Below are 14,206 nucleotides of genomic sequence, written 5' to 3' on the forward strand. Positions count from 1 at the left end.
TTTAATTATTATTCTCTAAAAATTCCCATAATACTCCATCTGGACTTTGTATGGAAAAACAACTAACTTCACCATAAGGTTCCATTATAATTTTTTGCATAGGCTGAAAAAATTTCACCTCTTTTTCTATAAGCGACTTATAATACTCTTTTAATCCTTTTACTTCACAACGATATAACAACAACCCTCTGTTAGGAGGAATGGCAAGGCTCGAAAAATCTTTACCCTCCACACCCTTGAACTCGCATAACTGAAACATAACATCTCTAGTCCCATCTAAAGAAAAAATATTGGCTTTACAGGTGACTTCTGTTATCATATTCATAGGTATACCAAACATATTCTCTACAGGTTCATCTTTCTTAACCTCGTACTCATTGAGCAATGTAAAGCCTAACAGGTTCTCGTAAAATTCTCTTGATTCCTCTAGGTTTTTTACTGTTAAAGACGAATTATAAACATGCGAAGGTATTTTATACCCTTTTGGTAATTCTAATGGTGGTTCTTCTCTATGCGTAAATGCCACAATGATGTCATCATAACCCTGCATTAAAATATCATACAGTTTAAAAGGTCCCATAGTTTGTAACAATGGATCACTTAAACCATGCCATCCTAAATCCCGAATCTCATTGAACGTTTTTGCAACTTCTGGAACCCGTAAATTTATATCCATTATACCTCCGGTGTCCCATGGTTTCTGAGAGGATCTAATTATTTCCTGCGCTACGTTCTTAAATTTTACCAAACGTAATTTTCCAGAAGGATGGTTCTTAAATTGAATTAAAATTTCCTGCGCTGTAACTTCTTTTTTAAGATTCCAAAAATGTAACACCGAGGCACTAGTATCATAAGAGCCAACTACAGATAACCCTCCATAATCACAGAAAAATTTCTTTGCTTTTTCTATATCACCGACACTGTAAATAACTTCTAGAATAGTTTTTAATTGATGCATCCTTTTGGCATTACATCAACAATATACAAAATAATTAACTTAGTTAACTGTTAATTATATTAATTATTTAAATATCTTTAAGTAAATATATATTTATAACTATGAAAGAAGATAAAAAAATTAGCCGCCGTTCCTTTTTAAACACATCAACAGCATTCTCTCTTGCAAGTATACCAAGTCTAGGAGTGGCTGCTCCTTTTATTTCTGAGTTTGCGTCAAAGGAAAAAATTAATTTTCCCTCTTCCGAAAAAGATATTTTTAAATCTCATATACGCTTCATGGGAAGTTTAGAGCCTACCACTATATACAGTTGGTTTTCTGGACATTTATGGGGAATTGTTCCAGGTGAAGCTCCAAAAGCATTAACAACTTTGCAAGGTTTAGCTAAGAGCAATTGGAAAAAAGAAGGGAATAATTTTACCAAAGAAAGTTTTGATTTAGGTTTTTTTGGTGATTTAGAGACTGGTAAAGTTTTAGAAAAATGGAAAAACCCCTATACAAATGAAACCATAGAACCTTTTCATTTTATGTATGGTGGCGCAAACAAAAAGGTGTACACTGAAAAAGGAATATTATCTGGAGAAACTATGAAGCCTTATCCAAATAACTGGGTACAATCGGGGGACCAAATTTGGTTAGATGAATATGGTTCTGCTAGTTTTACAAATCCAATACAGCCTAAAGAATGGCCAATTTCATCTGCTGGAAAACAAATGCATTTTGGTTCCTCTACTACTTATGTAGCCAACGCAAAACAACTTTTTAATCCAAAGCTAGCCTCTTGCGATCAAACTTTCTTCTGGACAGCCGTAAATTCTTGGGAACCTTGGTTACGAATGGGCCAAAAACCGGGATTTGTAATGTGGCGTGCCACAGGTAGAAAAATAGTAGATGTTTCTGAAATACCTATTTCTATGCTAGATTATGTGGCAAAAGTACAACCCAATTATTTTGATGACGAAAAACCATGGAAAGGCAGAAAGAGTACGTATACTAGTTATAAAAATAATCGAAAAACAGAAAAATAGAGACTACGATCCTGGCCTTAGTTCTTGCTGTAATTTTACATTCCTAGTTGTTTTTATATCGCACTGCACTCGAATCCAACCGGGATTAAAACCTATACGGTCTGCTCCTGGGTTACCCCAAGAGTATATTAATGTTTTATTCGTTTTTTGATCTAAAATATAGATTACGAAAGTCTCTCGGTGCATACCAAAAGACCAAGTATTTCGCATTCCTAGCAGCATATTGCGCCCATCTGGATATTCAAATTTAAAAGAACCTCCTTGGTCTAAAATATCTATATAGTGTTTTGTTATCGTCGACCTTCCATTGGTTTCATTTGGAAAATCTATCATGCAAGTAAAACAACGCGCTTTTTCTAATTGATAAGCACTCTTTTGTTTATCATCACTAAAATTAAATGCATTTTCAGATATACTAAATTGATACTCTTTTGCTTCTTTTACTGTACAACTTTCAGCAATAGTTTTTGCAAGAAAACCATCACCGTTTCTTCTAAGTATCATGGAACATCCATCTTTCAAAAGATTAGAGGTAGGTGTTAACTTAGAAATCACATCAAAACTATCTCCTTTTGCTAAAATTGGCTTTTTTTCTTTAAAATGAAATACTTTAATCTTAATTGCTTTTTCTTGATCCTCTGGTAGCAACTGATAAATAGATTGTCTTGTAATAACGTTTTTATTATTTTCTCTATACTCTTCTAAATAAACAGCACCCACGCCAAAATTAGAATTTTGAAACTGGCGAATAGAAACATGAACCCTATCATGTTCTTTTGCGTTTACTCCTTCTTTCTTTTGTATTTTATCAAACCCTAACTGCTCTACATTGTCATACTCTCCTTTCCAAATATGCATAAGATAATCTAACTCTCTTTCTGGGTAAGAAAATTTTCTATTTGGCTCTACTGTGGTAGCTAGCCTTTTAATAGTACTTTTTGAGGTTTCTCCCATTTCGGGAGAACTAGATGATGGTTTGTTCTCTTTTTCTTGGCCGAAACAAATTAAAAAACCCATTAAAAAAATTAGGGTTACAACAATTTTCTTAATGGGTTTCATATTATTTAAGTTTACTATTATTTTTTTAACCAATCTCCAACACCATAGGGATCAGGGTGTGGAGCAGAAACATGCTCATGACGTATTTTCCAATCGTTATTTTCTCTTTTAAATACAAAAGATGTTCTAAAAGTGTTAAACACTTCTTTACCTCCTACATTTAAATATAGTTCTGTAATACCACTAATCCACCCCATATCGCCTACAATTTCCTCAAAAGGACCTTCTGTCCAAACAATTTTAGTCATAGCAATAGGTGAAACCGTAAAATCTTCCCAACCTTTAGCTATCATTGAAAATCCTTTAGTACTGTAACGTGGTCCTTCTAATACTACATAGGTTTTCTCATCTTGGCAGTACCCATTTCTTATTTCTTCTATATCCTCCTGAATAATAGCATTAAAAAACTTAGTAATTCTATCGTGTAGTTCTGCCATTACATTTTATCTATATCATTAGCAATATCGGCAATAGACTTATCAGGGTTTTCTAATTCTTCCATTTCTTGTTGCACTATACGTAGTACTCGAGAAATATACTCGCTATGCCATTCTTGCCTTTGCGTTTCTTCTTCTTTAGTTTCTGGTACATAAGTATCTATTTCTTTTTGGGATACTAGTCCTTTTTTCTCTAACAAACGCTCTATAGAATCCATACGCTCTCTCATTACCGCTAACTCTCCTGCAATTGCCATGGTAATATTTAATACACGTTCTACCGCAGGGTCATCATGAAAATACGGGCGTTTGCCTTTAGATTTACTAGACGCTAATTTTATATGATCGATCATAATATTCTTTTTTAATTTTTAATTGCACCAAAAACATTCCATATAGGAGAGCGCCCATGATCTTCTGGTTCATCTGCTTTTTGGGTGCCATCATCCAAATCGTTTTCTGCTTTAGCCCCTATTTGCATAAAATCTTCTTTCTTAAATCCAGAAGACACCATTAAATCTATAGGTTCAATATCATGCATTTTAGACCAATAAGGTTCACTATTATTTAGAGCATCCCAATCTCTAATAAACTTTTCGAACAAACTCATATCATCGGTGTACTGAGGTTGTTCTATGTGCAAAGTAAGTCCCCCAGGTTTTAAAAGACGATATACTTCATCCATAATTTTATATATAGATTTACCTCCTGTTTCATGAAAAAACATAGTGGATTGGATCCAATCAAAAGATTCATTCTCAAAAATTGTTTTTGCAGCATCCATTTGCATAAACGTAACATTGGTTACTCCTAGATCTAATGCTCTAGCATGCGCATATCGTAGCATTGGAGCTCCTGTATCAATAGCAATTACCTCGGCATTAGGAAAGGCTCTTGCTATTGGTAATACATTATGCCCCATGCCACAACCAATATCTAAAATTCTTTTTGGAGCAAAGTCTGGGTACGTTTTCTTTACCCAACTTGTTATTGCTTTACCGCCTCCATCATTATATCTTCCAAGTAAACCAGCTGTTGTAACAAAGATTCCAGAATCATAATTTGCTGCCGGAGTTACGTCTCCCTCTATAAGTTCTGTATGATAACTCCCTGGCATTAAATGGTTATCTACAGCTAACAAGTATTCTGGAACTTTACAATTAGCATCTAACACTAATGTAGCTTTCCCTTTGTTCAATTCCGCTGCTTTATCTCTTAATTCCTCTGCTTGTCTTAATACAATAGAACGACCGGCCTGTTGGCGCATTTCCATAGTACTTCTTCGTAAAGATGACCATATTTGGTAATGAGAATCTTTACTTATGGCTTCATTTAACTCCTCTACAGATGCAATAGAACGTTCTTTTTCCTTAACAAAAGCAGGTTCTACACGTTTCTCAAAAGCCATTTTATTCCCTTGCGACACATGCGCTAGATGCTTGTTTAAATTCGCTAAAAAGTTATAACGTGCTCTTTCATCATGATTCGTTTCTGGCATCATAGCATGTTTTGCTATTTTGTTCCAAACTGGTGGTAAATTCTTTGCCATGTCTCTTAATTTATATATCCTAATGCTTTATCTTCTTCCATCAACACCTTATCTCGTTGTGCTGGATCCCCATAACCTCCTCCTCCTGGGAGTGTTAATATTAATTCTTCTCCTGGATGTAATTTATCTAATCCTTTAGGCGGAAAATCTCTATGCGGAATAATTTTCATTGCTCCCATTTGCCCATCCTGACCCAATAAAATTCCTTTAGCAGGAGTTTGTGTTTTTTCCGTTAGTAACGATATATTTAAGGCATTTTCTCCTACATTTTTAAAACTAAAACGCTGCCCTAAACCTCCTCTAAATTTACCTTCTCCTCCGGAATTAGGAACTAAAGATTTTTCAGTTACCAAAACTGCAATATCTGTTTCTAAAACTTCAATAGGTACATTTGCTACATTAGTAGGGAAACTAAGTACATGCTCTCCATCCATAGTTGGCCTTGCACCATATCCTCCATTCAAAAAGAAGTATTCTACAAACTCTTTACCTTTATGTTCTCCATTTAATACAATACACCAACAAGCACTTCCGCAATCTGCTTGTACCTGTTCTGGAACTGCTTTTGCTAATGCCCCAAAAACTACCGAGTGTAACATATTACCAGTAATATTTCTTGCTCCTAACGGAGACGGTTTCTGCGCATTTACTAAACATCCTTTTGGTGCCGTTACCTTTATAGGGTAAAAAGAACCATCATTATTCGGAACATCTGGACTAAAAGTACACTTAATAGGATAGGCCGTATAAGCATACGTATAATTTAATACGGCATTAATACTTAATGGGTGTGCCCCTGAGGTACCTTCATAATCCGCATGAATTTCATCTCCTTTAATAGTGACTGTTATCTCAAAATGACATCCATTTCCTTTTCCATCTCCATCGGTATCATATGCATATTGATAACTACCATCTGGTGCTGCCAATAACGCTTCTCTCATTGCCTTTTCTGATGCGTTTATAACTGCATCTGCCAGATTTTGAAGGTCCCCTAAGTTATTTTCCTCCATCAATTTCATCAGTGATTTTATTCCCTGATCATTAGCTGCAATTTGCGCTCTAATATCACCTATAGTTTGATCCGATGCCCTTACATTATGTTCCAAAATATTAAATAAAGTGTGGTTGGGCTTTCCTTGAGATATAAGTTTGGTCGGGGGAACCATTAAACCTTCTTCGTATAAATCTCTAGAACCAGCCCCCCACAATACGCCTCCCATATCTGGAGAATGAGCAATAGTACCAATAAATCCGATTAAATTTCCTTCATAAAAAATTGGAGATACTATACCAATATCTGGTTTATGACCTGCACATAACCATGGGTCGTTTGTCATTACTACATCTCCTTCTTTCCAACTATCTAATGGAAAATAGTCCGCCAAAAGTGCCTTGGTTAACATAGGTAAAACTCCTAAAAAAGAGGGCACAGATACACTAGATTGTGCTATAGATCTTCCTTTTCTATCCATTAACACTACCGCGAAATCATTCGATTCTCTTGTTACCGTGGAAAATGATGTTCTCTGCAAGGTTGTTCCCGCTTCATCTACTATACTTATTAGCCGAGACCAAAGAATACTCAGCGCTATTGGATCAAATGTTGTTTTTGTTTGCATGAATTAACATGTATTATAATTAGTTAACTAAGTTAACTAATTTTTGATTAGTAATCTTATTTTGAATGTTAAACTTTGAAAAAACTAGCTTAAAGTTGCTCCTAAAAGCCTTCCAAAACTTAACGCAGGGGTAATTGCCATACCACTACAAAAAGAACTTCCGCTTGTTGCTCCAAGTCCTAAAAATTCTCCGGCCGCATATAAACCCTCCATTACTTTTCCGTCTTGGTCAACTATTTGTAAATCTTTGTTTACTTTAATTCCACCAAAAGTTACTAATACAGAGGCATGAACTTTTAAAGCGTAAAATGGGGGTTCCGAAATAGCGTCTTCTAAATAGGTTCTACTAAACTCCGTATCTTCTTTAGAGGAAACCATATAGTTATAAGATGCTACTGTTTCTTTTAAATTATCTACTGGCAATCCCGTTTTCACAGCCAATTCTTCAATAGAATCTGCCATTTTCAAAGAACGATTTTTTTTGGCTTCTTCTTTTATTTGTGCTACGGACCAACCTATTACAATTGGATTATGGTTTCCATTGTTATCTTTTGAAACTAAAGCTCTTTCATCAAATACTATCCAAAAACACCAATTTGGCTGTTTCATAACGGCTAGTTCTCTTGTTTCTGGACTTACCTCATCTTCTCTAATAAATCTTTTTCCGTGTGCATTTACATATATATCCCTTGGTTGCCTATACACAGAAGTGAGAACCATGGCCCAAGCCTTGTTAAAGTCTACTCTACCACTACCTTCTACTTCTTCCATACCTCCTAAACTGGGTAAATGATAATTTGCGTATTTAAATTGAGCACCATATTTTTCAACTATACCGTGCCCATCTCCAGTAGCAGTAGGATAACAACTACTTACCAAAGGAATATCGCCGTGCTTTTCTTGAAAATATGCGGGATTACTACCGTAACCTCCGGTAGTAATTACAATATTCTTACCGGTATACATTTTTTCTCCTTCAGGGGAATTACAAAGAACAGAATCATACCTACTTCCTTTTTTTCCTAACCCCGAAAATGAGTTGTTAAAATGAATTTCAATAGCACCATTATCTATATGCTTATTCCATTGCGGCAACATAGCCTTATAAATACTTAAAGCTTTATCTGGACCATAAATAGTTCTGGCGGTTTCATAAGCTACATGACCGTAAATTATTCTTGGACAATCTTGGGACCATTCCATTCCTAAATCCGTAAGCCATTGTATTGTTTTTGGCGCTTCGAATACTGCCTTTTGCGTAAGATCTATATCGCCCGACTTATTATTAATTCTATAAATATCTTCTAAATGCTTCTCAGGGGAATCTTCAATACCTTTTTCTTTTTGTAAATGGGTGCCACCAGCACTCATATGGCCTCCCGACCAATGTAGAGCCCCACCAACATAGTCCACTTTTTCTACAACGCCAACTTTTAGCCCACGCTCTGCCGCAGTAATAGCACAACTCATGCCTGCCGTACCTGCCCCCACAATTAGGATATCGTAATTCATAATTAATGATGTAAATCGATAATAATGTTTTTGTCTTTATCTACATGAACAGAACTATTTACCCCAATTACAGTAGTACTCTCTGTTTCTTCTATAATAGCAGGGCCGTCAAACTTTTCGTTAGATTGAAGAGCATATCTATCATAAACTGGGCAATCCAAATATCCTGTTTCTTCAAAATACACTCTTCTTACTCCTTTGTACGCCTCTGCATCCGAAGCGGTAGTCGAAAATTGTTTTACTTTCATTTGCGGAATTGGTCCTTGCACTACCACACGCCATGTTACCATTTCTAAAGACATACCTTCTATAGATCGGTTATACCTAAATTCGTATTCTTTAACAAAACGTTTTTCTATTTCTGGAATAGAATTTTCGCTTAATTCTCCTTCTGGAATTTCTATGGTAATTTCATGTCCTTGCCCACTATAACGCATTTCTACAACGCGTTCTACAGTAGCGTCTTTTTTATCTATTCCAGATTGTGCTAAGAAATTATAGCCATCCTGCTCCATATTCTCCAAAAAGCTATTAACTTCTTTCCAATCTATCTCTTCTATTTCTGAAATAAAACTGTGTATTTTTTCGCTTGCTACTGGTGATACTAAAAAGCCTAATGCAGAAGTTACCCCTGCTCCTACCGGAATAATTAATCGTTTTGTATTCAATAATTTTGCTACTCCAAAAGCATGAACCGGACCCGCTCCTCCAAATCCTATCATATTAAAATGACGAGGATCCATTCCTTTTTCCAAAACATGAACTCTGGCTGCATTAGACATATTTTCATTCACAATTTTATGAACCCCCATAGCTGCTTCTTCTATAGAAATATTTAAAGGTTCGGCAAGTTTAACACGTATTGCTTCTCTAGCCGCATCTACACTTAATTGCATATCTCCTCCTAAGAAATAGTCGGCATTTAGATACCCTAATACTAAATCGGCATCTGTCACAGTTGGGTCTTCTCCTCCTAAATCATAACACGCAGGACCTGGAGTCGACGAAGCGCTATCTGGCCCAACGGTTAATAACCCAATGTTATTAACTCTTGCTATACTACCTCCGCCGGCACCAATTTCTATTAAATCTATTACAGGTATACGAACAGGTAGTCCGCTTCCTTTTTTAAATCGTTTTACTCTCCCTGCTTCAAAATGATTCGTAATTTCTGGCTTCCCTTCATAAATTACACATGCCTTAGCTGTGGTTCCTCCCATATCAAAACAAAGCAAGTTTTCTTCCTCTAAGTGAGAACCATAGAAAACACCTGCCATAGCTCCGCCTGCAGGACCAGATTCTAATAAATGAATTGGCGATTTACGAGCGCCATCTATAGTGGTTAACTTACCACTAGATATCATAATATTTATGTTGCCCTGAAAGCCAGATTCTCTTAATTGCGTTTCAAAATCTTTTAAATACTTATCTGTTATTGGTTGTACATACGCATTCATTGCTGTTGCCGAACTACGCTCATATTCCCTAATCTCTGGCATAATTTCTGAAGAAAGACTGTAGTATATATCCGGTACATTTTTGGATAAAAATTTTCCTAATACTTTTTCATGTTTTGTATTAGCAAAAGAATTTAATAAGCATACACCTACCGCTTCTATACCATTATCTTTTAATGCCCTCGCCAATGGTGCTAAATGAGTCTCATTTAATTCTGTAAGCACATTACCATGCGTATCTACTCTTTCCGAAACACCCATTCGTAAATTCCTTGGAATTAATGGTTTGGGCATGGTTAAAAAGATATCGTAAATGTCATAACGCATTTCACGACCAATTTCTAAAACATCTTCAAAACCTTTGGTTGTTATAAATGCTGTTTTGGCTCCTTTACGCTCTATAACTGCATTAGTAACCAAAGTTGTTCCATGAACAATGGCATCTATTTCTTTTACAGGAAAACCAAATTTAGCTTCCAATTCTTTTATCCCATTAAAAATACCAACTGTTGGATCTGGATACGTAGTAAGTGTTTTTGCAAAATAGAGTTGATTACTAGTATCTTCAAACAGCACAAAATCTGTAAATGTTCCTCCTATGTCTATTCCTAATTTCATTTTGTAAGTTCTTGTTAATTTGATGGTAACTTGAGACTGTTTAAAACTGTCCCATTGTTAAAGATTTACATCCTCTTTTTCTAAAATTTTATTTAATGATATTCTTCCCCGCCTGTAACGTTCATTGCCTCTCCCGTAATATAGTCTGCTTGATCCGAAACTAAGAATGCTACAGCCTTTGCAATATCTTCTACCAATCCTGTTCTTTTTAATGGGTTTTTATCTACTATAGACTGCAAATATTTATCGTAGTCTAACCCCATTTTATCGCTAAAAAATTTATTTTGCCAATGTCCTAAACCTGTTGTAATATGATTAGGACAAACCGCATTTACTCTTATTTTATAAGCTCCTAATTCTACTGCGTTAGAACGAGTTAAGCCAATCATTCCATGTTTTGATGCTGTATATGCTGCTGCAAAAGGAAACCCTGATTTAGCAGCTTGACTTGCTATATTAATAATACAACCGCCATTTCCTTGTTCTATCATTTGTAAAGCGGCATGTTTAGAACATAAAAATGCTCCTTTTAAATTAACATCTAAAACGGCATCCCAACTCTCTTCCTTGAATTCTGTAAAAGGCTCCATAATGTATCCAATACCAGCATTATTTATTAGAATGTCTACTTTGCCAAAAACCTCAGTTGCCTTTTTTATTAGATGCGCTACTTGGTTTTCCATTCGTACATCACAAGAAACTCCTATGGCCTTTACTCCCAGTTTTTCAATTTCAGAAACGATAGCGTCCATTTCCTTAGTTGTACCTACATGTTCTTCGCTAAACTGTTCTCCTTTTGTTATACCTATGTCTGATATTACTATATTACAACCTTCGGATGCTAATTTAAATGCAATGGCTTCCCCAATGGCTCCACTTTTCCCTGAACCAGTAATAATCGCTGTTTTACCTTTGATATTATACATATACTATGCTATTTGTTCTGAAATAATAAACATTGGGCTATCGGCAAATTTTTGAAACTCTACAGCAACTTTTTGCATGGTTTCGGAGGTTACTTCTTCACCTAATTTTGTCATATCATTAATTTCTAATACTTCGCAATATTGAAAAGGAGATGCATTATTAGTACCCATAATAGTTCCTAGTTTAAATACTTTAAAGGAATCTACAGAAGACATATTAGAAGCCGTAGGAACATCTGTAGTTTGCGCCCATTTTTCATATGCCTCCATAGAGGCATCGTTTTTTAAGTTGAATAAAACTACTAAAGCTGCCATATTTTCTATTTAATAAATTAGACTCTTTATTATAACACAAATTATTCTTTTGTAGTACAATTACTACATTATTTTCTTGCTTGCAAAAATGCAGTTCCCGAAGCTTTTATTAATCCTTGTACAGAGTTCATTATAAAAGAAGCTCCTTTATCAATTAATGCTTCTGCCTGCGTAGCATTACCAGCAACAGTTCCATACCATTTTCCGGATTCAAGAATAGTACTAAAAATCTCATCCAATAGTTTTTTTACTTCATCATGTCCCGGCCCATCATAAAAGCCCATTGACATGGCTAAATCTCTTGGGCCAATAATAAACCCATCTACACCGTCTAATTTGCATAATTCTGGCAGGTTTTTTACACATTCTAAAGATTCTATTTGAGGCAATACTAGGGTTTGCTCATTAGCAAATTTTACGTATTCAGCTTGACTCATGCTTCCTTGCATATAATCTGCCGCACGAACAGGCCCCAGGCCTCTTTTCCCAAAAGGTGGATATTTAATAGCATCTATCATTTTTTTAACATCTTCAACGGTATCGATGCTTGGCATCATTACTCCCATGACACCTGCATCCATATACTGAAGTATTAATTTAGTATCAACGCTTCTAATTCTTGCTAACGGAGTTGTATTTACCAATTCACATGCACGCACCATATTGGTAACTTCGGAAGGTGTTATTGCGCCATGTTCTCCATCCATCATATAAAAATCCATTCCCGTATAGCCCACATATTCGCATATAGTTGGGTCTATTGTTGGTCCTATAATTCCAAAACCAACTTTACCTTCTTCTATTCTTTTTTTTAATCTATTCTCTTTCATAAGCCTATTCTATTGGTTCGCCATTTGCTATCTTTTCTCGAACATAATTCATTAAACCTCCAGCATCGCCAACCTCAGCAACAAATGGAGCTGCTGGAACGGACTGAAAAGAAGTTCCTTTAGTTATGTTTGTTATTATACCCGTTTCCGGGTTATACTCTAGCTCATCTCCAGTTTCACACCCCTTATCTATATCATCACAAGTAACAAATGGTAGCCCATAGTTTATAGCATTACGAAACTGTAATCTTGCAAAACTTGTTGCAAAAACAGCTTGTACACCGGCTCCCATAAGCCCTGTAATAACATGCTCAATAGATTTACCGCCACCAGCAAAATTATGAGCCGCAACAATAAAAGTGAAGCCTTCATCCTTAAAGGCGTTTTCTTTGTTAAACTCTTCTTTTACACCTGCCATTACCCATTTACTGTTTTCCGCAGCATCTATTGCCGATGTCCAATATTCCTGAATGATAATATCGTAGGCCATTACGTAATCATCTGCTACCCAACATTTTCCTTTTATCATTGTTTTTATTTTAATTAATTAATTCAAAAAATACTCTTTTGGCAGATTCAGCTGCCGCTTCCATTCCCCTTGACATATGGGCTGTATGTTCTCCTGCGAAATGTATATTACTCGCAGGTTTTATCATATCTTCAAACCAAGCCGCTTGCCCTACACCAAACTCAGCATAAGCTCCTTTGTTATATTTATATTTTCCCCAATTTTGCATTCCCAAATATTCTATTTTACCTGTCGATGCCGGTCGTATTTCATTCATTTTTTTAATAGTATACTCCGCCACTTCTTTTTCCGACATCTTATCAAAAAAGGCTGTTCCTTTTCCGTTTACCCAACAAGCAATTTGTTTTTCATCTTTATGGGAACTTAAATTCATAACACGTTCCAAAGGGGTATCTGTCCACATTGCAGCGGGGCTACCATCTTCTTCCCAAAAAGGAGAACTATGCGTTAAATGAATCTGAGTTATTTTAGTATAGTTTAAATTCTGTATGGCTTTTTCTTGCTTACTGTTAAAACTAGCATTCATTTTTACATCTCTTAACGTAGAAAATGGCATGGTCGAAATAACTTTTTTACTCTTGTAACTAGCACCATCTTCACAAGTGACAGAAACACTATCTCCAGAATCATCGATAGAAACTACCATTTTATTTTTTAAAACAGGTTTCTCTAATTTCTTGACTAAAGATTCTATAAATGAGGCTGTTCCTCCTTTAAAATTAAGAATTCTCTTAGAGGTATTATATTTTCTAAAGGCACTACTATGATAAGCATTCATTGCGGATGTTTCTCTAACATCATTGTAGTTCGCCGATATGTTTACTAAATCTATTTCTGTCTCAGATAAACCGTTTCGTTTTAAAACTTTACTATAAGCCTCATCTAACTCCGGTCGCTTATACCATTCATCTAAAGAGCCTAATTGCTTTTCTTTGCCAAAGGCTCTATATTGTAACATTCTTGGGTTTGGTTCTGGACCGTCCCAAGTAGTATGTAACTGGCCATCTTTATAAATGGCAGTTGGAGAATTCATATATTCCGTAATATCAATCATCTCTGTATGGAGTTCTTGAACAAGAGACATCACTTCCGCATAACCGTCACCAATACCTTTTCCTCCTACATCTCTATTAATATCCTTTCGGGTAAACATTCTTCCGCCAACTCTATTACTGCCTTCTAACAAAATATAATCTCTACCTTCTTTTTCTAGAAGATATGCTAAATAAAGACCAGATAAGCCACCTCCCAAAATAAGGAATTCTGTATCTAAAGCTTTAGTTTTAGCACAAGCCAAAGGGCTTAGTACCACACCTAACCCAGCTATTCCTGTTTTTTGTATAAAGGAGCGTCTTTTCATAATTCT

Annotated in this window: 14 protein-coding genes; 1 reads left to right on the forward strand and 13 read right to left on the reverse strand. The window is 35.6% G+C overall.

From position 1 onward, the window contains the following. Position 1: 1 nt before the first annotated feature. Positions 2–958, reverse strand: coding sequence for a VOC family protein (locus Q0856_RS07400; protein ID WP_298503808.1), 957 nt, complete (start codon positions 956–958; stop codon positions 2–4). A 101-nt stretch (positions 959–1,059) separates the two neighbouring features. On the opposite strand from Q0856_RS07400, the gene Q0856_RS07405 reads away from it, so the two are divergent. After that, entirely contained in the window at positions 1,060–1,986 is a 927-nt protein-coding gene (locus Q0856_RS07405) for a DUF1838 family protein (protein ID WP_298477793.1), read from the forward strand. Positions 1,987–1,989: 3 nt separating this feature from the next. Here Q0856_RS07405 and Q0856_RS07410 read toward each other — a convergent pair whose 3' ends face one another. The 12 genes from Q0856_RS07410 to Q0856_RS07465 form a co-directional block, all read right to left on the reverse strand. Further along, a complete protein-coding gene (locus tag Q0856_RS07410) occupies positions 1,990–3,045 on the reverse strand; it encodes a CpcT/CpeT family chromophore lyase (RefSeq protein WP_298503810.1) in 1,056 nt (351 codons plus the stop codon). Positions 3,046–3,062: 17 nt separating this feature from the next. Continuing rightward, a complete protein-coding gene (locus Q0856_RS07415) occupies positions 3,063–3,482 on the reverse strand; it encodes a nuclear transport factor 2 family protein (protein WP_298477787.1) in 420 nt (139 codons plus the stop codon). After that, positions 3,482–3,835: a hypothetical protein gene (locus Q0856_RS07420; RefSeq protein ID WP_298503811.1), complete on the reverse strand. Its 354-nt coding sequence runs from the start codon at positions 3,833–3,835 to the stop codon at positions 3,482–3,484. The genes Q0856_RS07415 and Q0856_RS07420 overlap by 1 nt, the downstream gene beginning before the upstream one ends. An 11-nt stretch (positions 3,836–3,846) precedes the next feature. Next, entirely contained in the window at positions 3,847–5,031 is a 1,185-nt protein-coding gene (locus Q0856_RS07425) for a class I SAM-dependent methyltransferase (protein ID WP_298503813.1), read from the reverse strand. Positions 5,032–5,036: 5 nt separating this feature from the next. Then, on the reverse strand, positions 5,037–6,653 hold the full coding sequence (locus tag Q0856_RS07430) for a hydantoinase B/oxoprolinase family protein (RefSeq protein ID WP_298503815.1): 1,617 nt from the start codon (positions 6,651–6,653) through the stop codon (positions 5,037–5,039). Positions 6,654–6,737: 84 nt separating this feature from the next. Beyond that, entirely contained in the window at positions 6,738–8,165 is a 1,428-nt protein-coding gene (locus Q0856_RS07435) for an FAD-dependent oxidoreductase (protein WP_298503816.1), read from the reverse strand. Positions 8,166–8,167: 2 nt separating this feature from the next. Then, positions 8,168–10,240: a hydantoinase/oxoprolinase family protein gene (locus Q0856_RS07440; RefSeq protein WP_298503818.1), complete on the reverse strand. Its 2,073-nt coding sequence runs from the start codon at positions 10,238–10,240 to the stop codon at positions 8,168–8,170. A gap of 92 nt (positions 10,241–10,332) precedes the next feature. Next, positions 10,333–11,166, reverse strand: a complete 834-nt coding sequence (locus tag Q0856_RS07445; protein WP_298477768.1) for an SDR family NAD(P)-dependent oxidoreductase — start codon at positions 11,164–11,166, stop codon at positions 10,333–10,335. Positions 11,167–11,169: 3 nt separating this feature from the next. Further along, complete coding sequence (locus Q0856_RS07450) at positions 11,170–11,481, reverse strand: hypothetical protein (protein WP_298503820.1); 312 nt, start codon at positions 11,479–11,481, stop codon at positions 11,170–11,172. Positions 11,482–11,549: 68 nt separating this feature from the next. After that, a complete protein-coding gene (locus Q0856_RS07455) occupies positions 11,550–12,311 on the reverse strand; it encodes an aldolase/citrate lyase family protein (RefSeq protein WP_298477762.1) in 762 nt (253 codons plus the stop codon). A 4-nt stretch (positions 12,312–12,315) separates the two neighbouring features. Continuing rightward, positions 12,316–12,840 carry a hypothetical protein gene (locus tag Q0856_RS07460; protein WP_298477759.1) on the reverse strand — a complete coding sequence of 175 codons (525 nt, stop codon included), beginning with the start codon at positions 12,838–12,840 and terminating at the stop codon, positions 12,316–12,318. A 10-nt stretch (positions 12,841–12,850) separates the two neighbouring features. After that, complete coding sequence (locus tag Q0856_RS07465; protein WP_298503822.1) at positions 12,851–14,200, reverse strand: NAD(P)/FAD-dependent oxidoreductase; 1,350 nt, start codon at positions 14,198–14,200, stop codon at positions 12,851–12,853. Positions 14,201–14,206 lie beyond the last annotated feature (6 nt).

The sequence above is a fragment of the uncultured Maribacter sp. genome, from assembly GCF_947496775.1.
GTDB lineage: Bacteria > Bacteroidota > Bacteroidia > Flavobacteriales > Flavobacteriaceae > Maribacter_B.